The sequence below is a fragment of the Micromonospora sp. NPDC004336 genome (assembly GCF_053602615.1).
The window spans coordinates 1-19,356 of the sequence record NZ_JBSGDY010000016.1 but is presented as its reverse complement, the minus strand read 5'-3'; the positions used below and the strand labels follow the sequence as shown (position 1 = coordinate 19,356).

The following is a 19,356-nucleotide window of genomic DNA, read 5'->3' as shown; positions in this document are numbered from 1 at the left end:
AGCGACTAGGATCGACATCCGGCGTCCCGCGTCGCCATGGCCGCCGGTGTCCCGGGCACGCAGGGGCGGGAGCCACCCGAGCAGCCATCGAGGTGATGTCATGACCGGCACGACGCTCGACGACTACACCGACCGGTACGCCCGCCGCGTGCGGGGCATGACCGCCTCGGAGATCCGCGCGCTCTTCGCGGTGGCCAGCCGCCCGGAGGTGGTCTCGCTCGCCGGTGGCGCGCCCTACATCGCCGCGCTGCCGCTCGACGCGGTCGGTGAGATGCTCGGCCGGCTCGGCGCCGAGCACGGCGCGACCACCCTCCAGTACGGCATCGGCCAGGGCACCCTGGAGCTGCGCGAGCGGATCTGCGAGGTGATGGCGCTCTCCGGCATCGACGCCGCCTGCGGGGCCTCCCCTGAGGACGTGGTGGTCACCGTCGGCGGGCAGCAGGCGCTCGACCTGGTGGCCCGGCTCTTCCTCGACCCGGGTGACGTGGTGCTCGCCGAGGGCCCGACCTACGTCGGCGCGCTCGGGGTCTTCCAGGCCGCCCAGGCGCAGGTGGTGCACGTGCCGATGGACGACGACGGGCTGATCCCGGAGGCGCTCGAGACGGCCATCGCCGAGCAGGCGCGCGCCGGCCGGCGGGTGAAGTTCCTCTACACCATCCCGACCTACCAGAACCCGACCGGCGTGACGCTCACCGAGCAGCGCCGGGAGCGGGTGCTCGACATCTGCGAGCGGGCCGGCCTGCTGGTCGTCGAGGACGACCCGTACGGCCAGCTGGGCTTCGAGGGGGAGGCGCCGGCGCCGCTGCGCGCGCGCCGCCGCGACGGCGTCTTCTACCTCAGCACCTTCTCCAAGACCTTCGCCCCCGGGCTGCGGGTGGGCTGGATCCTCGCGCCGCACGCCGTCCGCGACAAGCTGGTGATCGCCAGCGAGGCGCAGATCCTCTGCCCGAGCGGCTACGCGCAGGCCGCCGTCTCGACCTATCTCGGCACCATGCCCTGGCGGGAGCAGCTCAAGGTCTACCGCGAGGTCTACCGGGAGCGGCGCGACGCGATGCTCGCCGCCCTGGAGGACCTGATGCCGGCGGGCACCACCTGGACGACGCCGGGCGGCGGCCTCTTCGTCTGGGCGACCCTGCCCGACGGCCTGGACTCGAAGGCGATGATGCCGCGCGCGATCGCGGCGCGGGTCGCGTACGTGCCGGGCACCGGGTTCTACGCCGACGGCACGGGCAGCGGCAACATGCGGCTCAACTTCTCCTTCCCGTCGCCCGAGCGGATCCGCGAGGGGGTGCGCCGGCTGGCCGGCGTGATGGAGCAGGACATCGCCATGCGGCGGGTGTTCGGCGCCGTCGGCCGTCCCGGCACGCGGCGTGGGCAGGCCGGCTCGGACGCGCCGGGCCCCGACTTGGCATGATTCCGGCATGGCTCCCACCGCTGCCGACCGTTCCGTCGTGACCGACTCCGCCGTCACCGCCGACCTGCGGGTCCTGGTGCTCGCCGGCGGCCTCTCCTACGAACGCGACGTGTCGCTCCGGTCCGGCCGCCGGGTGCTCGACGCGCTGCGCGCGGTCGGGGTGGACGCCGAGTTGCGGGACGCCGACGTCACCCTGCTGCCGGCCCTGAGCGTCGACCCGCCGGACGCCGTCGTCATCGCCCTGCACGGCGCGACCGGCGAGGACGGCTCGCTGCGCGGCGTGCTCGACCTCTGCGGCGTCCCGTACGTGGGGTGCGACGCCCGCGCGTCCCGGCTCGCCTGGGACAAGCCGTCCGCCAAGGCGGTGCTCCGCGAGGCCGGCATCCCCACCCCCGACTGGGTGGCGCTCCCGCACGACCGCTTCTCGGAGCTGGGCGCGGTGGCGGTGCTGGACCGGATCGTCGACCGGTTGGGGCTGCCGCTGATGGTCAAGCCCGCGCAGGGCGGCTCGGGGCTGGGTGCCGCCGTGGTCCGGGACGCCGCGTCCCTGCCGGCCGCGATGGTCGGCTGTTTCGCGTACGACCAGACGGCGCTCGTCGAGCGGTACGTGCCCGGCATGGACGTGGCGGTCTCCGTGGTCGACCTGGGCGACGGGCCACGCGCCCTGCCGGCGGTGGAGATCGTGCCCCGCAACGGCGTGTACGACTACGCCGCCCGCTACACCGCCGGCCGGACGACCTGGCACACCCCGGCGCGGCTGGAGCCGGAGGTGGCCGACGCTGTCGCCGAGGTTGCGCTCGCCGCGCACACCGCGCTCGGTCTGCGTGACCTCAGCCGCGTCGACCTGATCGTGGACTCGGCGGGGCAGCCGCACGTACTGGAGGTCAACGTCTCGCCGGGGATGACCGAGACCTCGCTGCTGCCGCTCGCGGTGCAGGCGGCCGGGCTGGACTTCGGCGCGATGATCGGCACGCTCGTGGCGCGCGCGGCGAAGCGCCACGACTGACAGAAACCCCTTCCCTCGCCACGGGCGGCCGGCCGGATCCCCGGTGGCCGCCCGTGGCGCGTCAGCGGGCCCCGATCCCGGGCGGACCCGGTCGCCTGTGAGCAGGCTCGCGGGGAGCAGGGCGGGCCTGAGCAGCGCGGCAAGCAGGGTCACGTCAGCCGTCGGGGCGGCCGGCCCGATTCGGGACGGGCGCCCCGGCCTCCACGCGACCGGGCCCGGCCGTTGTCACGCGTCAGTCGAGGGACGGCCGGGTGCCCGGGGCGGCGCCTCGTCCTCCCGGCGCTCGGCGGCCTCGTCTGTTCGGTGCGCGGCGGTCTCGTCCGTCCACTGCTCGGCGGGCAGGAGGGGAGTCTCCTCGGCGGACCCGATCACGGATACGGCCTCACCCTCCGCCGCCTCGACCTCGACCGGCGGCTGCCCGGCGAAGCTGGCCGGGGTCTGCCACTGGATGCGCGACGGCTCGGCGAGAGGTCGGCCCCCGAACTCCGCCAGCCACGCGGCCACTAGGGCGAGATTCTCTCGCCACTGCGCCTCGGAGATGGGCGGCAGGATCGAATCCCACAGGGAGAGGAAGGTCCCGCGGAGCTGTAGCTGGCCGTAGGGCCGGGCGAGGAACCACATGTGGAGGTGGGCCGACCCGTCACCCCAGCGGTTGACGTGCACCCGGGCGACTCCGTCCAGGGAACGGATCGCCCGCTCCAGGCGTACGGTCATCACCCCCAGCTCCGCGGCGAGCAGGTTCGGCAGGTCGCCGAGATCCAGATGCGAACGGGACTCCAGGATCAGCACCATCGGCAGACCGGTGGGGCGGTCCATGGCGCGTACCCGCCAGCGCTCGCCCACCCAGATGTAGGCGTCGTCGGGGGCGTTGCAGGCGGTGCATTCCCGGTGCCCCTCGCCCCGACGGGGCGGTTCGACGGGGACCGGATCGTCGAGTTGCTTGACACGAAGGTCGCCCTCGAAGGGAAAGGACGGCCACTGGGTGAAGTCCGGGACTGAGGGAGGGGTGTCGCGCACGACGCTGACACTAACCGCTTCCGGCACTGCTGTCCCTACCCGGAAGATCGGCTGACCGGTCCGATCAAGCCGGCCGGGTGCGCGCGTTGTCCACAGGTATCCACAGGCCGCTGAGACGCCCGACACACCCCGTCATCCACAGGTCGGCACCCGGTTTCACGCGGGGTTTCACGTGAAACCGGGTCGGCCTGTGGATAACTCGTGTGGATAACTTTCGGCGTGCTGAGGGACGGCCCGAGAGCCGTTTCACGTGAAACCCCCGGCGTTCGTGCGGTGCGGGGTCATGGGCGCCGCCACGCGCGTGCCTCGGGGCGGGCCTTGGCCGGCGAGACGTCGACGGCGGGCACCCGACCCGCGAGCGCGCGGCGGGCGGCGCGGGCGGCGCGACCGGGGCGAGCGCCCGCCACACCGACCGACTCCGCTCGCTGGCGCAAGCCTGGTGCCGGCGTGGACAGTTCGGCGGCGCGGCCGCGACGCGCCGGCGGCATGCGGACACAAGCCGGCACCCCGAGCGCCGCCCGCGCCGCCGCCGGGCGGCCTCGAAACGGTTCGGCACGGGAGCCGGTCCGGGCTGCGGCCTCGGCCAGCGGGGGGCGTCGGTCGGCGAGGAAGGGTCGTGATGCGTTGGAGCACCGCAGGGGCCGAGGGGTGCGGATCGCCCCGGGTAAGGCGGGCGCAGGAGGCGTAAGCGCTTTTTCTCTCGCGTGGCCGACGGCTTCCTCGGATACGAACCCGGAGAGAAGGAGGAGCGGGGGCGGTACCAGTTTCACGTGAAACAGCGAGACCTCGACGACCGTCCGTCGAGGAGGAGCCGAGAAGCGTTCCGATCGCAGCCTTGGTCTCGCCGGCCGGTGCCGGCTCGCTCTCGTTCCACGTGAAACGCCGACGTGCTGACCGGGAGTGGAGTCGAGGGCGCTCCGGGTGGACCGCGCGCGACCGTCAGGTGGGCCATGCCGGGAAGTGCGTGCGTCTTGCGACCGCTGGGTGGGCCATGCCAAGCAGTGCGTCTTGCGACCGTGGGGGTGAGCCATGCCGAGCTGCGTCGCAAACGCCTCTCTACGGCTTCTCAGGGGCGGCACTCGCCGTCTGTGTCGGCCAGTGGGGGCAGCCGCAGGCAACGGCGTTGGCGGCCGATTGAGGGGGCCCGCTGGCGGACCGACGAGCGACCCGCAGGCAAGGAGCGGGCTGGTGACGAACGAAGAGGCGAACCATCGTTGCTGCCGACCGCGAAGCATGCCGCGGGATTGCGACGCCCGAGCCAAGCGGCCGACGCGAACCCAGGCACAGGAGCCGGCGCGACAACGCAACCGATGGCACGGATTCCCGCCCGGTCAGACCCCGACCGACGACGTGGCGAAGGGATCGGTACGGACCCGCCGGACGCAGATCGCCAGCGCGACCCGAACCCCGACCACCGGAACCGGACCGGCCCATACGCGGTCTCAAACTCCGGACCAGCCGGCCGGCCCCATACGCGGTCCCAAACTCCCGACCAGCCGGCCGGCTCATACACGGTCCCAGGCTCTCGACCACCCCCGCCGGCCCCACACGCGGTCCCAGACCCCGACCACCCCCGAACCGGCCAGAGGCAGCCCAGGACCCCGACCGCGAAATCGGAAACAGCCAGCGCGGCCCGAAGGGTCGGGGTCTCCACATGGCGCGGCCGCGCGACCCGGACGGGTCACGCGGCCGGCGATGCGGGGGTCAGGCCTCCGGCTCCTCTTCCTGGCCGACGCCGATGATGCCGACGATCCGCTCCAGGTCGTCCACCGTCGCGAACTCGATCGTGATCTTGCCCTTGCTCCGGCCGATGTCGACCTTCACGCGGGTGTCGAAGCGGTCGGAGAGGCGGTCGGCCAGATCCGTCAGAGCGGGCGCGTGCGGCTTCGGCCGGCGGCGGGCCGCCTCCTTCTTCGTGGGGCCGTCGCTCAGCGCCAGGGCGACGATCTCCTCCGTCGCGCGGACCGAGAGCCCTTCGGCGACGATCCGGAGGGCCAACTGCTCCTGTGCCTCCGGCTCGTCCAGGCTCAGCAGCGCCCGGGCGTGCCCGGCGGAGAGGATGCCGGCGGCGACCCGCTTCTGCACCGGCGCCGGGAGGTTGAGCAGCCGGATCGTGTTCGAGATCTGCGGGCGGCTCCGGCCGATCCGGCGGGCGAGTTCCTCGTGGGTGGCGCCGAACTCGTCCAGCAGCTGCTGGTACGCGGCGGCCTCCTCCAGCGGGTTGAGGTTGGCCCGGTGGATGTTCTCCAGCAGCGCGTCCCGGAGCATCGCGTCGTCCCGCGTGTCGCGGACGATGGCGGGGATGGACTCCCGCCCGACCGCCTGCGCGGCCCGCCAGCGCCGCTCGCCCATGACGAGTTCGTACTTCTCGTCGTCGAGCTGCCGTACGACGATCGGCTGGAGGAAGCCGACCTCCTGGATGGAGGTCTTCAGCTCCTCCAGGGCCTCCTCGTCGAAGATCTGCCGGGGCTGCTTCGGGTTCGGCACGATCGCGTCGACCGGGATCTCGGCGAACCGCGCACCGGGCACCGGGCTGAGCACGGGTTCGGGCTCGACCGGTGGCGTGGCGGCCGGACCGGCCACCGGCGGCGACGGCTCCGACGGGGTGTCGACGACGGCGGCGGGTGGTGCCGGCTCAACCGTGGCGGTGGCGGTCGGCGCCGGTCCGGTCGGGATGAGCGCCCCCAGGCCCCGACCCAGACCGCCCCGAGGACGGTTCTTCATGCCACGCCTCCCAGCGACTGTTCCGCACTACGCATTCCGGCTCACCGGCTCCTTGACGCCACGCTCGGCGATCTCCTGAGCGGCCTCGAAGTAGCTCGTGGCTCCCCGCGATCCCGGATCGTAGGTCATCACGGACTGGCCGTAGCTCGGTGCCTCGGAGACGCGGACGTTACGCGGGATCACGGCCTGGAGCACCTTGTCGCCGAAGTGGTTCCGCACGTCCTGCTCGACCGCGTCGGCCAGCCGCGTACGCCGGTCGTACATGGTGAGAAGGATCGTGGAGACCTCGAGCTTCGGGTTGAGGTGCTGCCGAACCAGGTTGATGTTGTTGATCAGCTGGTTCAGCCCCTCCAGCGCGTAGTACTCGCACTGGATGGGGATGAGCACCTCCTGGGCGGCGACGAGCGCGTTCACCGTGAGCAGGCCGAGCGACGGCGGGCAGTCGATGAAGACGTAGTCGAAGTGGCCGGGGTAGGCGGCGATGGCCCGGGCCAGCCGGGACTCGCGGGCGACCACCGACACCAACTCGATCTCCGCGCCGGCCAGGTCGATCGTGGCCGGTACGCACCAGAGGTTGGGGATGCCCTCGACGCCCTGGGCGACCTCCTCCAGTGGCACGCTGTTGATGAGGCAGTCGTAGACGTCCGGCACCCCGGTGTGGTGCGGCACGTTCAGCCCCGTGGAGGCGTTGCCCTGCGGGTCCAGGTCGACCACCAGCACACGGTTGCCGTGCAGGGCGAGCGCCACCGCAAGGTTCACCGTGGTCGTGGTCTTACCCACGCCGCCCTTCTGGTTCGCGACGCACATGACCCGGGTCCGCTCCGGGCGAGGCATGGTGACCTCGCCACTCGGATTCAGGATCTGCACGGCGCGCATCGCCTCCATAGCCAACGGTGGGTCATCCTCTTCGCGCGTCGGGGTTTCACGTGAAACGTACGCGTCCTCGGTGACGGCGGGCCCGTAGGCTCCGGCCGGGGACGCGGGCGTGTCGGTGACGGGTACGGGCTCGGGAGCGGCGTCCGGCACCGCGTCCGGGGTCGGCTGCTGCGGCACCGGGGATTCGTACCGCGCCGAGGCCGAGGTGTGGCGGCGGATGGGGATCACCCGACCGCCGGTCGAGTTGCCGGTGCGCGCCGGACCGTCCGCAGCCGGTCGGGCGGCGGGCAGCGCCGGGCGGCTCTCCCGCCCGACGATCGGGTCACAGTCCGGCGGCCGGGTCGACGGGCCGCCGGACGGCCCGGCGGGCGACCAGCTCGGGTAGTCGGTTTCACGTGAAACGGGATCGCCCGCTGCCCCGGTCACGCGTGGATCGTCGTACCTGCCGTCGTCATGCACCTGTCATCCCTGCCCGCTTCGGATGGTCGGCCCGCATCCCCGTCAACTGGCCGCACGTGCGCTCGCACCGCGGAGCGTACGGCCCGGCGGGAGCGGTCGGGACCCGGTGAACGTCCGATACCGCCCGCTCCACACTATCGACGCGCGGCCAGCCTACGGCTCACGGGCGCAGCCGGTCCACGTCGGGTTCGCATCCCTTCCGTCCACCCGCGTGGTTCAACGAGCCAACCGCCGGCCGGGACGCCCGTTCCGGCGTCGCCTCCGAAGTGGATTCAGCGCCGGCGGGACCGGCCACCGCGGGACCGCTTCGGCGCCTTGGGCCGGGCGGTGCCGACCATCCGCTCCCGCACGATCTCCACCACGGTCGTCGGCGGGTCGATGACCCCCTCGCCGCAGCGGTGCACCTGCGGCTCGCCGCCACCGAGCCGGGCCACCGTCTCCGCGTGCTCGGCGATTTCGTCGGCCGCCGACGCGCCCTTGAGGGCGACGAGCCGGCCGCCGGACACGACCAGCGGCAGGCACCACGCCGACAGCCGGTCGAGCGGCGCGACGGCGCGGGCCGTGACCACGTCACCGCTCAGCGGGCCGACGCCCGACGAGCCCGTGGCCGCCTCGTCCGCGCGCCCCCGGAACACGCGGACCGTCTTCGCCAACCCGAGTTGCTGCACCGCCTCGATGAGGAAGGAGGTGCGTCGGGCGAGCGGCTCGATCAGGGTCACGGTCAGGTCCGGTCGCGCGATCGCCAGCACCAGACCGGGCAGGCCCGCGCCGGAGCCGACGTCCAGCACCGTCGCGCCCTCCGGGATCCGCTCGGCCACCGCCGCGCAGTTGAGCAGGTGTCGGTCCCACATCCGGGGTGCCTCGCGCGGCCCGATCAGGCCGCGCACCACGCCGTCGGTGGCCAGCAGTTCGGCGTACGCGGCGGCCAGGTCGAGCCGGTCGCCGAAGAGGGTGCGGGCGGCGCCGGCCAGTTCCGGCGGCAGCACCGCGTCGGCCGGCGAGGGGACGGTTCCGCCGGCCGACGCCGGGGTGCCGTCGGAGGGTACGGGCGAGTCGGGCCGGACAGGCGACGGCCCGGGCGGCGTGCCACCCGGGCCGGCCGCGGCACCGGCCGCGGTGTCGTCGTGAGTCACCCCGGTCAGTCCGCCGGCCGGACGATGATGCGTCGGTTCGGCTCGACACCCTCGGACTCGCTCTCGACGCCGCTCATCGCGTTGACGACGTCGTGCACGCACTTGCGCTCGAACGCCGACATCGGCTCCAGGCGCACGGGCTCGCCGTACTCCTTGACCTTCTCGACGGCGTTCTTGGCGACGGCGGCAAGTTCCTTGCGGCGGTTCGCCCGGTAGCCGCCGACGTCGAGCAGCAGCCGGCTCGGCGTGCCGGTCTGCCGGAAGACGGCGAGCCGGGCGAGCTCCTGGAGGGCCTCCAGGGTGGCCCCGCGCTGGCCGACCAGGTTCTGCAGCCGACCCCCGACCACCTCGACGACGGGACGGCCGCCGGACACCAGCTCGTCGATGTCGCCGTCGTAGTCGAGGATGTCGAGCAGGCCCTCGACGTAGTCGGCCGCGATCTCGCTCTGCCGGAACAGTTCGCTCTCGCCGACGGCCTTCTTCTCCTTGGCGGCCGGCTCCTCGCCGGTCTCCTCGGTCTCCTCGGTGTCGTCGTTCACCGCGGTCGGCTCGGTCCCCTCGTCGTCCAGGGACTGGTCAGCGCGGGGGGTGCTGGTGTCGGTCACGGTCTCATCTCCGTACTCGCTCGGCCGGACCGTCGGGTCCGCTGGTTTCCCGGGGTCGGCGGGAGGTCGCCGGTGCCCACGGGCACGTCTGTCGTACGGGCAGTGTCGCCCGCGACCGCGCCGCGCGCGGCGGGTTCCGCCCGGCGCCGGCCGTACGGCGGCTGCGCGGTGCGGAACGGGCCGCCGCCGGTCTCCCGACGACGGCCCGGAGGTCCTCAGCCCTGCCGCTTGGCGGGGCGGCCCTTCTTGGGGTTGGCCGGCTTGGCGCCCGGCTTGGGGCCGGCGACCTTCGGCGCGGCCGGCTTGGCCGGGGCCTGCGGGGCGGACTTGGCGCGGCCCAGCAGGCCGCCGGTCTTGGCCGGCTGCACCGGGCTGCGGGGCGAGGTGCCCGGCTTGCCGGTGGCGGTCACCGGCGGCGGGAACTTGCGCAGCACCCACTGCTGCTGACCGAGGGTGAAAAGGTTGTTGGTGACCCAGTAGATGATCACACCGATGGGGAAGATCGCACCGGAGATGAGCAGCGAGAGCGGGATGCCGTAGAGCATCAGCTTCTGGATCATCCGCTGCTGCGGGTCCTCGGCCCAGCCCGTCTTGAGGATCATCTGACGGCTGGTGAGGTACGTGGTGCCCATCATGATCAGGACCAGGATGCCGGCGATGACCTTGACGGTGGTGCCGTTGGCGCCGAGCCGGGCCAGCTCCTCGGCCGTCGAGCCGAACTTGCCGGCGATCGGGGCGGTGAAGAGCTTCGCGGCGGAGGCGCTCTCGAACTGGCCGACCGTCCAGCCGTAGAGGGTCTTGCCGGCCTCGCTCTTGTCGGGGTTGAGCCGCCGCAGCACGTGGAAGAGGCCGAGGAAGACCGGGATCTGGAGGAACATCGGAAGGCAGCCCATGAGCGGGTTGGCCTTTTCCTTCCGATAGAGCTCCATCATCTCCTTCTGGAGCGTCTCCCGGTCACCCTTGTGCTTCTCCTGCAGCGCCTTGACCTGCGGCTGGAGCGCCTGCATGGCGCGCTGCGACTTGATCTGCTTGACGAAGATCGGGAAGAGGATCACCCGGACGGTGACCACCAGGAAGATGATGGCGAGGATCCAGGCCCAGTTGGTGCCGATGACCGCCGCGTCCGGCACCCCAATGGCGTCCCAGGCCCCATGCCAGGCCAGCAGGATCCACGAAATCGCGTAGTAGATCCAGTCGAGACTCAATTCTCAGGCTCCAGTCACATCGGCACGGCGGCGGCCGCCCGGCTCCGGCACCGGGTCGTGTCCACCTGGGTGGAAGGGGTGGCAGCGCAACAACCGCCGGACCGTCAGGCCAGCTCCCCGGATCGCGCCGTGCCGACCCACCGCCTCCAGGGCGTAGGCGCTGCACGACGGGTAGAACCGACAGCGGGCCGGCAGAGCCGGACTTATCCACCGACGGTACGCGATGATGGGGCCGCTCAGCACCCGGGCACCGATCGTCGGGGGCCGTGGCGCGGCCGGGCCGGCGGTCACCGGGACCGCCGCCCGCGGGGCGCCCGCGCAGCCGTGATCGCCGCGTCCAGGTCGGTGCCGAGCCGCGCGTACGACGCCTCGGCCGCGGCCGGCAGTGCGCGTACGACCAGGGTGCCGCCCGGGGGCAGCTCCGCCAGCCGCTCGCGGACCAGGTGTCGCAGCCGGCGTCGGACCCGGTTGCGGACCACCGCGTTGCCCACGGCCTTGGACACGACGAAGCCGGCGCGGGCCGGCGCGGAGGGTTGCTCCGCACCGCTGCTCCGCGCCGGCTCCGGCGAGGTTGCTGTCGCGGCGTCGGGGGTCGACGGCAGGCTCAGGTGGACCACGACCGCGCCGCGGCCGGCGCGGCGGCCACCCCGGACCGCTGCGGCGAAGTCAGTGCTGCGCCGCAGTCGCTGTGCGGCCGCCAGCACGACTGCCCACGTCCCCCGGACCGACCCGGTCGGCCTCAGGCCGACAGGCGGGCGCGGCCCTTGGAGCGACGGGTCGAGATGATGGCGCGGCCGGCACGGGTGCGCATGCGCAGCCGGAAGCCGTGGGTCTTCGCGCGCCGGCGGGTGTTCGGCTGGTAGGTGCGCTTGCTCACGTCAGGCTCTCCGTTTTCGTACGCCCCGGGCGAGGGGTCGCCGGGGTCGTGTGGTGGTCCAGGCCACCTCGGCGGTGGCCCCCGATCGGTGCTGCCCGGTGGCGCGGGACCTCGGCGATGCGGGGAGGCCACCGCGGGCAGCAAGCACCCATCACCCTAGCAGAGGGCGAGAGAGCAGCCGTTCCACCCTACGCAGGGCGGCAACCACCGTCAAACACGCCAGCAGGGCGGACACCGGCACACCGCCGGCCGGGCGGAGGGGATTTTCGCTGATGTCGGCAGGGGCCGCCGCGCGTCGGCGGTTGATGGCGTGCGGACAACGCTGTTACCGTGCCCGATTGCGGTCAGCGTCGAAAGGTCCGGTCGTCGCCGGCGGGCAAGACCGGACAGGGTAGTGAATCGTTCGGCACGGTGAACCCCGCTTCAGCGCCCGTTCAGGCAGGGGGCGGTCCGACCCGCGTCCGGCGGGCGGCCACAATCGGTACGTACACAGGCTGTGGATAACTTGTGGACGAGGACCGGTCGGTCGTCCGGGGTGGCGTCGTTCCACCCGTGAGCGCGGCGGGCCCGGGACGGCCGACCGGATACGTACGGCGGCGTCGGCGGAGCAGAGGCGAGGGGGTGGCACGACGGTGACCGGCACGACCGACCTTGCCGCGGTGTGGACGGCGGCGACCGACGAGCTCGCCGACGAGATCATCTCCGCGCAGCAGCGGGCCTACCTCCGGCTGACCCGGCTGCGGGCCATCGTCGAGGACACCGCGCTGCTCTCCGTCCCGGACGCCTTCACCCGGGACGTGATCGAGTCCCGGCTGCGCCCGGCGATCACCGAGGCCCTCACCCGCCGGCTGGGCCGGCCGATCCAGGTCGCGGTGACCGTGCGCGTGGCCGACGACGGCTCCGGCCGACCGGCCGGCACCGTCTACCGGAGCGCGCCGGAGCCCCCGCCCGCCAACCACGACGGCGCGCCGCGCGACCCCGGCGACGGCGCACGTGACTTCGGCGACGGCGCACGTGACCTCGGCGACGGGCCGGTGACGTTCGACGGCGCGGCGGTGGGCCTCCTCGACGGCGCGGCCCTCGACGGCGGGCAGTCGCCGCTCATCCCCGAGCAGGCGCACCCGGAGCGTCGGCCCGACGGTCCGGTCGACGCCGGGCGCCGCCCCGGCCCAGGCGACCCGGACGGCCAGGAGACCCTGTTCGGCACGGCCTTCGCCGAGCCGCCGCGGCCCGACCGGCCGGCGCCGGCCCGGCGGGCACCCGAGCGGCGCGGCTTCGACGACCGGGCCGCCCGGCTCGATCCGCCGGCCACCGACGCCCGCGGCTTCGAGCCGCGCTACCGCGAGGACGCCGTCTCCCCCCGCGACCAGCACGTGATCCGGGCGCTGCCCCGGGACACCGGCACCGACAGCGGGCCCGGCCGGGGTGGCGTGGATCACCGGCCCGGCGGCCGGGACGACCGGCGGCTGCCCGGCGGCGCCGAGAGCGGCGGCAACCGGCTCAACCCGAAGTACATGTTCGAGACGTTCGTCATCGGCTCGTCCAACCGCTTCGCCCACGCGGCGAGCGTCGCGGTGGCCGAGTCGCCGGCGAAGGCGTACAACCCGCTGTTCATCTACGGCAGCTCGGGGCTGGGCAAGACGCACCTGCTGCACGCCATCGGGCACTACGCCACGACGCTGGGCAACGCCCGCTCGGTCCGGTACGTCTCGACCGAGGAGTTCACCAACGACTTCATCAACTCGCTCCGGGACGACAAGACCAGCGCGTTCCAGCGGCGCTACCGCGACGTCGACATCCTGCTCATCGACGACATCCAGTTCCTGGAGACCCGCGAGCGCACGCAGGAGGAGTTCTTCCACACCTTCAACACCCTGCACAACGCCAACAAGCAGATCGTCATCACCTCCGACCGCTCGCCGAAGCAGCTCGCGACGCTGGAGGACCGGCTGCGTACCCGGTTCGAGTGGGGGCTGCTGGCCGACATCCAGCCGCCGGACCTGGAGACCCGGATCGCGATCCTGCAGAAGAAGGCGGCGCAGGAGCGCCTCTACGCCCCACCGGACGTGCTGGAGTTCATCGCCTCGCGGGTGTCGAACTCGATCCGGGAGCTGGAGGGCGCGCTGATCCGGGTGACGGCGTTCGCCAGCCTGACCCGGTCGACGGTCGAGCTGTCGCTGGCCGAGGAGGTGCTGCGGGACTTCATCCCCGACGGCGCCGGGCCGGAGATCACCGCCGACCAGATCATGGTCTCGACGGCCGACTACTTCGGCGTCAGCCTGGAGGACCTGCGGGGGCACTCCCGCTCCCGGGTGCTGGTGAACGCCCGCCAGGTGGCCATGTACCTGTGCCGGGAGCTGACCGACCTGTCGCTGCCCCGGATCGGGCAGGCCTTCGGCGGGCGGGACCACACCACCGTCATGCACGCCGACCGCAAGATCCGTCAGCAGATGGCCGAGCGCCGCTCGCTCTACAACCAGATCGCCGAGCTGACGAACCGGATCAAGCAGAACACCTGAGCGACGCGCCCGGTACGCGCCGAACCGAGGCCGCGTACGCCCGCCGGCGCGCGGGCCGACGACAGCGACGGGAACGCCCGGCCGGGACCACCGGCCGGGCGTTCCCGCTTTTCCACAGCCGGTGGGCTTGACCCTCGACATGGTGTAGGCCACAGCATCGGGGGCGTGACCGACCACCGCCCGGATCGTTGTCCACATCTCGTTGTCCACAGCCAGTGGAAAACTACCGTCCGTCCACGCCCCGGTTACCCACAGGTTGTGGACAAACCCTGGGGACGAGCCTGTGGACGCCTGGGGACAACCCGGCGGTTGTCCACCGACGACGGTCGGCCTGTGGGCAAGCTGTTGAAGGTTCTGGGGATGAAGCCCGTCGGGTCGGTTCCGTTCGTCCACAGGACTGGGGAGAAAGTCTGGGGATTACCGGTGGACAACCGGTGGACAACGGTGGACAACCTGGGGGGCGGCGGGCGCCTGTGGATCGCGACACGGGTTTTACCCCCGGTTCTCCACAGCCAAACCACCGGTGGATAACGTGTCTGACCTGCGCAGACGTCGGTTCTCCACAGTTTGCACAGGTGCGATGAAGATGACGAGTTATCTCTTCTAAGACAACAAAAACCAATCACCACCGTTGGACTTCCTGTGGATCGGCCGGATCCGCCGTGGGCGGGCTCCGGCAGCACCGGGAGTCCACGGGGTCGGGCGCACAGCCGATGCCCGCGCGCCCTAAGGTGCGATGGGTACCCGCACGGACAGGCGGGTCGGTAGGCAGCGGTCGGCATGAGAGAGTTGTCGCTGACGTCGACGCGGAGGCATTGATGAAGTTCCGAGTGGAGCGCGACGCGCTCGCCGAGGCCGTGGCCTGGACCGCGAAGAGCCTGCCCAACCGGCCGTCCGTGCCGGTGCTCGCCGGCGTGATGCTGCGCGTCACCGACGGCAACCTGCAGGTCTCCGGCTTCGACTACGAGGTCTCCAGCCAGGTGACCGTCGAGGTGCAGGGCGACGCGGACGGCGCGGCCCTCGTCTCCGGCCGGCTGCTCGCCGAGATCACCAAGGCGCTGCCCGCCAAGCCGGTGGACATCGCCGCCGTCGGGGCGCACCTCGAACTGGTCTGCGGCAGCGCCCGGTTCACCCTGCCCACCATGCCGGTGGAGGACTACCCGTCCCTGCCGGAGATGCCCGAGAGCACCGGCACCGTCGACGCGGCCGCCTTCGCCGCCGCGGTCGCCCAGGTCGCCGTCGCCGCCGGCCGCGACGAGACGCTGCCGATGATGACCGGCGTACGCATCGAGCTCACCGGCACCACGCTGGCCATGCTCGCCACCGACCGCTACCGGCTGGCGCTGCGCGAGATGGAGTGGAACCCGGACGACCCCGAGGTGAGCATCAACGCCCTCGTGCCGGCCCGGACCCTGCACGACACCGCCAAGGCGCTCGGCCCGCTCGGCGGCCAGGTCACCATGGCGCTCTCCCAGGGCGCGGCCGGCGAGGGCATGATCGGCTTCGCCGGCGGCACCCGGCGCACCACCAGCCGGCTGCTCGACGGCGCGAACTACCCGCCGGTGCGCTCGCTCTTCCCGGCCAGCCACAACGCCGAGGCCCGGGTGCCCGTCAGCACGCTGATCGAGGTCGTCAAGCGGGTCGCGCTGGTCGCCGAGCGGACCACCCCGGTACTGCTCAGCTTCAGCGCCGACGGCCTGGTCGTCGAGGCGGGCGGCACCGAGGAGGCGCGGGCCAGCGAGGCGATGGAGGCCACCTTCACCGGCGACCCGCTGACCATCGGCTTCAACCCGCAGTACCTGATCGACGGCCTCGCCAACCTGGGGGCCCAGTTCGCCGTGCTGTCGTTCGTCGACGCCTTCAAGCCGGCGGTGATTTCGCCCGCCGGCGAGGATGGCGAGGTCATCCCCGGGTACCGCTACCTCATCATGCCGATCCGCGTCTCCCGCTGATCGCGCCCGAGAACGACCCGACGCACGGAGGTAGGAACAGATGCAGCTCGGCCTGGTAGGGCTCGGCCGGATGGGCGGCAACATGCGCGAGCGGTTGCGCGCCGCCGGGCACGAGGTGGTCGGCTTCGACCACAACGCGGAGCTGAGCGACGTCGCGAGCCTGGCGGAGCTGGCGGAGAAGCTGGAGTCGCCGCGCGCCGTCTGGGTCATGGTTCCCGCCGGGGTCACCGACGCGACCATCGACGAGCTGGCCGGCGTCCTCGGCGAGGGCGACATCGTCATCGACGGCGGCAACTCGCGGTTCAGCGACGACGCCCCGCGGGCCGAGCGGCTCAACGAGCAGGGCATCGGCTACATCGACGTCGGCGTCTCCGGCGGCGTCTGGGGCCGGCAGAACGGCTACGCGCTGATGGTCGGCGGCGCCCGGGAGCACGTCGACCGGCTCATGCCGATCTTCGAGTCGCTGAAGCCGGAGGGCGAGTTCGGCTTCGTGCACGCCGGGCCGGTCGGCGCCGGGCACTACGCCAAGATGGTGCACAACGGCATCGAGTACGGCCTGATGCACGCCTACGCCGAGGGCTACGAGCTGCTGGCGAAGTCCGAGCTGGTCACCAACGTGCCGGGGGTCTTCAAGTCCTGGCGCGAGGGCACCGTGGTCCGCTCCTGGCTGCTCGACCTGCTCGACCGGGCCCTCGACGAGGACCCGGAGCTGGCCGAGCTGAGCGGCTACACGGAGGACACCGGCGAGGGCCGGTGGACGGTCGACGAGGCGGTCCGGCTCGCCGTGCCGCTGAACGTCATCACCGCCTCGCTCTTCGCCCGGTTCGCCTCCCGCCAGGACGACTCGCCCGCCATGAAGGCCGTCGCCGCGCTGCGCCAGCAGTTCGGCGGGCACGCCGTCCGCAAGCGCTGACCGGAATCCACGCACCTGTGTACGTCCGCCGGCTCGAACTGGTCGACTTCCGCTCGTACGAGCGGGTCGGCGTGGACCTGGAGCCGGGGGCGAACGTCCTGATCGGCGCCAACGGCGTCGGCAAGACCAACCTGGTCGAGGCGCTGGGCTACGTGGCGACCCTGGATTCGCACCGGGTCGCCACGGACGCCCCCCTGGTCCGGATGGGCGCCGCCTCGGCGGTGATCCGCTGCGCCGTGGTGCACGAGGGGCGCGAGCTGCTGGTCGAGTTGGAGATCGTCCCGGGCAAGGCCAACCGGGCCCGGCTCGGTCGATCGCCGGCCCGGCGGGCGCGCGACGTGCTCGGCGCGCTGCGCCTGGTGCTGTTCGCGCCGGAGGACCTGGAACTCGTCCGGGGCGATCCGGCGGAGCGCCGGCGCTACCTCGACGACCTGCTGGTCAGCCGCCAGCCCCGGTACGCCGGGGTGCGCGCCGACTACGAGCGGGTGGTCAAGCAGCGCAACGCCCTGCTGCGCACCGCGTACCTGGCCCGCAAGACGGGCGGGTCGCGGGGCGGGGACCTGTCGACCCTGGCGGTCTGGGACACCCACCTGGCCCGGCACGGCGCGGAGCTGCTCGCCGGCCGGCTGGAGCTGGTCGCCGCGCTGACCCCGCACGTCGGCAAGGCGTACGACGCGGTGGCGGCGGGCCGGGGGGCCGCCGGGATCGCGTACCGGCCCTCGGTGGAGCTGGCGGAGCCGACCACCGACCGGGAGGCGCTCGCGGCGGCGCTGACCGCCGCGCTCGCCGAGTCCCGCTCCGCCGAGGTCGAGCGGGGCACCACGCTGGTCGGCCCGCACCGCGACGAGCTGGCGTTGACGCTGGGCCCGCTGCCCGCCAAGGGGTACGCCAGCCACGGCGAGTCCTGGTCGTACGCGCTCGCGCTGCGGCTGGCCGGGTACGACCTGCTCCGCTCCGACGGCATCGAGCCGGTGCTGGTGCTGGACGACGTCTTCGCCGAGCTGGACACCGGGCGGCGGGAGCGGCTGGCGGAGCTGGTCGGCGGGGCGAGCCAGCTGCTGGTGACCTGCGCGGTCGACGACGACGTGCCGGCGGCCCTGCGCGGCGTCCGGTACGCCGTGGGCGAGGGGACGGTGCGGCGTGTCGGATGAGCTGCCACCCGCCCGCCTGGGCCCGAAACGCGGCGGGGCGGCCGGTCGCGGCGGGGCGGCCGACGGCGGGGGCGGCGGTGACGCGGCTGCCGGTTCCGGTGCACCGGTCGGCGGCGACGCGGCGGGGGGCGCCAGCGGGCCGGAACTGGCCCGGGCGGTGCTCGACGCGGCCCGGGCCCGCCGGGAGGCGGCGGCGCGCACGCGTCGGCGTACCCCCGGCGCGGGCGCGGGTGGCGACGGCGACTCCCCGCGGCGGCTGCGCGGCTACTCCGGCCCGGGGCCCGACCCGCGCGACCCGCAGCCCCTCGGCGCGGTGCTCAACCGGCTGGTGAAGGCGCGGGGCTGGCAGCAGCCGGCGGCCGAGGCGACGGTGTTCGGCGCCTGGGAGCGGGTGGTGGGCCCGGAGGTGGCCCAGCACAGCAGGCCGGTGAAGCTGGAGGACGGGGAGCTGACCGTGGAGGCGCGGTCGACGGCCTGGGCCACCCAGCTGCGCCTGCTGGCCGGCTCGCTGCTGAAGCAGATCGCCAGCGAGGTCGGCCACAACGTGGTGCGCAAGCTGCACATCCACGGCCCCGCCGCGCCGTCCTGGTCGAAGGGGCCCCGCCGGGTGCGCGGCCGCGGCCCCCGGGACACCTACGGCTGACGGTCAGGCACCGCCGCGCCGGGCCTCCCGCTCGGCGCGCTTGCGCTCCCGCTGCTCGCGGCTCCACTGCTTGCGCCGCTCCAGGTCCTGCTTCCACCCCTCCCGGGCATGGTTCGAGCCGCCCTGCACGGCGCCCTGGACCTCCGAGGGGCCCGCCAGGTGGCGGAAGGCCCAGGCCATCAGGCGCCCGCCCTCGCCGGGGGCCTTCGGTGTCGGCTTCTCCTCGCCCATCGCCCGACCTCTTTCGTTGGTGTACGAATGCTTTGTACACCAACGATTGCTACGATCGCAACGACGAGAGGAGGGAGCCGCCGTGCCCGACCAGTTCGACGGGGATCCCCTGGCCCTGGAGCAGCAGGTGTGCTTCGCGCTCTCCGTCGCCGCGCGGGGGGTCGTCGGTGTCTACCGGCCGCTGCTGGAGCCGATGGGGCTGACCCACCCGCAATACCTGGTGATGCTCGCGCTGTGGCAGCGCGCGCCCCTGTCCGGGCGCGAGCTGAGCCGCCTGTTGCAGCTCGACCCGGGCACGCTGTCGCCCCTGCTCAAGCGCCTGGAGGCGAACGGCTACGTCCGCCGGGAGCGGGACCCGGCCGACGAGCGGAGCCTGGCGGTGACGCTGACCCCGGCCGGGCAGGCGCTCCGGGCGCGCGCCGAGCAGATTCCGCCCGCGATCGTCGAGCGGCTCGGCCTGCCGATCGAGGACCTGCGGCACCTGCACACCGTGCTCACCCGGGTCATCGCCGCAGCCAACCGCGCCGACGCCGCCGCCCCGCCCGTCGAGCGCGGCCAGCCGGCCGAGGGCGGCCCGGCGGCCGAGGGGTGACCGGCGGTCCGGCGCAGCCCGGTCGATTGCGGCCCGGCC

Annotated in this window: 18 protein-coding genes; 8 read left to right on the top strand and 10 right to left on the bottom strand. The window is 73.2% G+C overall.

Annotated features, from left to right (window positions below; all coding sequences use genetic code 11):
- Nucleotides 1-100 precede the first annotated feature (100 nt).
- Nucleotides 101-1,414, top strand: a complete 1,314-nt coding sequence (locus ACWENR_RS06095) for an aminotransferase-like domain-containing protein (protein WP_452275956.1) — start codon at nucleotides 101-103, stop codon at nucleotides 1,412-1,414.
- Nucleotides 1,415-1,421: 7 nt separating this feature from the next.
- On the top strand, nucleotides 1,422-2,420 hold the full coding sequence (locus tag ACWENR_RS06090) for a D-alanine--D-alanine ligase family protein (protein ID WP_452275955.1): 999 nt from the start codon (nucleotides 1,422-1,424) through the stop codon (nucleotides 2,418-2,420).
- 225 nt (nucleotides 2,421-2,645) lie between these two features.
- Here the strand turns inward: ACWENR_RS06090 and ACWENR_RS06085 are convergent, their stop codons facing one another.
- The 9 genes from ACWENR_RS06085 to rpmH all read right to left on the bottom strand — a co-directional run bounded on the left by ACWENR_RS06085 (nucleotide 2,646) and on the right by rpmH (nucleotide 11,316).
- Nucleotides 2,646-3,437 carry a hypothetical protein gene (locus ACWENR_RS06085; protein ID WP_452275954.1) on the bottom strand — a complete coding sequence of 264 codons (792 nt, stop codon included), beginning with the start codon at nucleotides 3,435-3,437 and terminating at the stop codon, nucleotides 2,646-2,648.
- 1,704 nt (nucleotides 3,438-5,141) lie between these two features.
- A complete protein-coding gene (locus ACWENR_RS06080) occupies nucleotides 5,142-6,161 on the bottom strand; it encodes a ParB/RepB/Spo0J family partition protein (RefSeq protein ID WP_452275953.1) in 1,020 nt (339 codons plus the stop codon).
- Between the two features lie 27 nt (nucleotides 6,162-6,188).
- Nucleotides 6,189-7,496, bottom strand: a complete 1,308-nt coding sequence (locus ACWENR_RS06075) for an AAA family ATPase (protein WP_452275952.1) — start codon at nucleotides 7,494-7,496, stop codon at nucleotides 6,189-6,191.
- 272 nt (nucleotides 7,497-7,768) lie between these two features.
- The gene (rsmG, locus tag ACWENR_RS06070; RefSeq protein WP_452275989.1) at nucleotides 7,769-8,467 is read right to left on the bottom strand and encodes a 16S rRNA (guanine(527)-N(7))-methyltransferase RsmG; all 699 of its coding nucleotides are present in this window, start codon (nucleotides 8,465-8,467) and stop codon (nucleotides 7,769-7,771) included.
- A gap of 167 nt (nucleotides 8,468-8,634) precedes the next feature.
- Nucleotides 8,635-9,234 carry a Jag family protein gene (locus ACWENR_RS06065; protein WP_452275951.1) on the bottom strand — a complete coding sequence of 200 codons (600 nt, stop codon included), beginning with the start codon at nucleotides 9,232-9,234 and terminating at the stop codon, nucleotides 8,635-8,637.
- Nucleotides 9,235-9,449: 215 nt separating this feature from the next.
- Nucleotides 9,450-10,439 carry a membrane protein insertase YidC gene (gene yidC, locus ACWENR_RS06060; protein ID WP_452275950.1) on the bottom strand — a complete coding sequence of 330 codons (990 nt, stop codon included), beginning with the start codon at nucleotides 10,437-10,439 and terminating at the stop codon, nucleotides 9,450-9,452.
- Nucleotides 10,440-10,442: 3 nt separating this feature from the next.
- A complete protein-coding gene (gene yidD / locus ACWENR_RS06055) occupies nucleotides 10,443-10,682 on the bottom strand; it encodes a membrane protein insertion efficiency factor YidD (RefSeq protein ID WP_393108640.1) in 240 nt (79 codons plus the stop codon).
- Nucleotides 10,683-10,726: 44 nt separating this feature from the next.
- The gene (gene rnpA, locus ACWENR_RS06050; RefSeq protein WP_452275949.1) at nucleotides 10,727-11,143 is read right to left on the bottom strand and encodes a ribonuclease P protein component; all 417 of its coding nucleotides are present in this window, start codon (nucleotides 11,141-11,143) and stop codon (nucleotides 10,727-10,729) included.
- A 35-nt stretch (nucleotides 11,144-11,178) separates the two neighbouring features.
- The gene (gene rpmH, locus ACWENR_RS06045) at nucleotides 11,179-11,316 is read right to left on the bottom strand and encodes a 50S ribosomal protein L34 (protein WP_091100492.1); all 138 of its coding nucleotides are present in this window, start codon (nucleotides 11,314-11,316) and stop codon (nucleotides 11,179-11,181) included.
- 632 nt (nucleotides 11,317-11,948) lie between these two features.
- On the opposite strand from rpmH, the gene dnaA reads away from it, so the two are divergent.
- The 5 genes from dnaA (at nucleotide 11,949) to ACWENR_RS06020 (ending at nucleotide 18,494) form a co-directional block, all read left to right on the top strand.
- Entirely contained in the window at nucleotides 11,949-13,835 is a 1,887-nt protein-coding gene (gene dnaA / locus ACWENR_RS06040; RefSeq protein ID WP_452275948.1) for a chromosomal replication initiator protein DnaA, read from the top strand.
- Nucleotides 13,836-14,653: 818 nt separating this feature from the next.
- Nucleotides 14,654-15,787 (top strand): DNA polymerase III subunit beta, encoded by a 1,134-nt coding sequence (gene dnaN, locus ACWENR_RS06035; RefSeq protein ID WP_452275947.1) that lies wholly within the window; start codon nucleotides 14,654-14,656, stop codon nucleotides 15,785-15,787.
- 40 nt (nucleotides 15,788-15,827) lie between these two features.
- Nucleotides 15,828-16,700 carry a phosphogluconate dehydrogenase (NAD(+)-dependent, decarboxylating) gene (gene gnd, locus ACWENR_RS06030; protein ID WP_452275946.1) on the top strand — a complete coding sequence of 291 codons (873 nt, stop codon included), beginning with the start codon at nucleotides 15,828-15,830 and terminating at the stop codon, nucleotides 16,698-16,700.
- 17 nt (nucleotides 16,701-16,717) lie between these two features.
- The gene (gene recF / locus ACWENR_RS06025) at nucleotides 16,718-17,851 is read left to right on the top strand and encodes a DNA replication/repair protein RecF (RefSeq protein WP_452275945.1); all 1,134 of its coding nucleotides are present in this window, start codon (nucleotides 16,718-16,720) and stop codon (nucleotides 17,849-17,851) included.
- The gene (locus ACWENR_RS06020) at nucleotides 17,841-18,494 is read left to right on the top strand and encodes a DUF721 domain-containing protein (protein WP_452275944.1); all 654 of its coding nucleotides are present in this window, start codon (nucleotides 17,841-17,843) and stop codon (nucleotides 18,492-18,494) included. Before recF ends, ACWENR_RS06020 begins: the two co-directional genes overlap by 11 nt.
- A gap of 3 nt (nucleotides 18,495-18,497) precedes the next feature.
- Here ACWENR_RS06020 and ACWENR_RS06015 read toward each other — a convergent pair whose 3' ends face one another.
- Entirely contained in the window at nucleotides 18,498-18,725 is a 228-nt protein-coding gene (locus tag ACWENR_RS06015) for a hypothetical protein (protein WP_452275943.1), read from the bottom strand.
- 82 nt (nucleotides 18,726-18,807) lie between these two features.
- Between ACWENR_RS06015 and ACWENR_RS06010 the strand changes: the two genes are divergently transcribed.
- On the top strand, nucleotides 18,808-19,317 hold the full coding sequence (locus ACWENR_RS06010; RefSeq protein WP_452275942.1) for a MarR family winged helix-turn-helix transcriptional regulator: 510 nt from the start codon (nucleotides 18,808-18,810) through the stop codon (nucleotides 19,315-19,317).
- Nucleotides 19,318-19,356 lie beyond the last annotated feature (39 nt).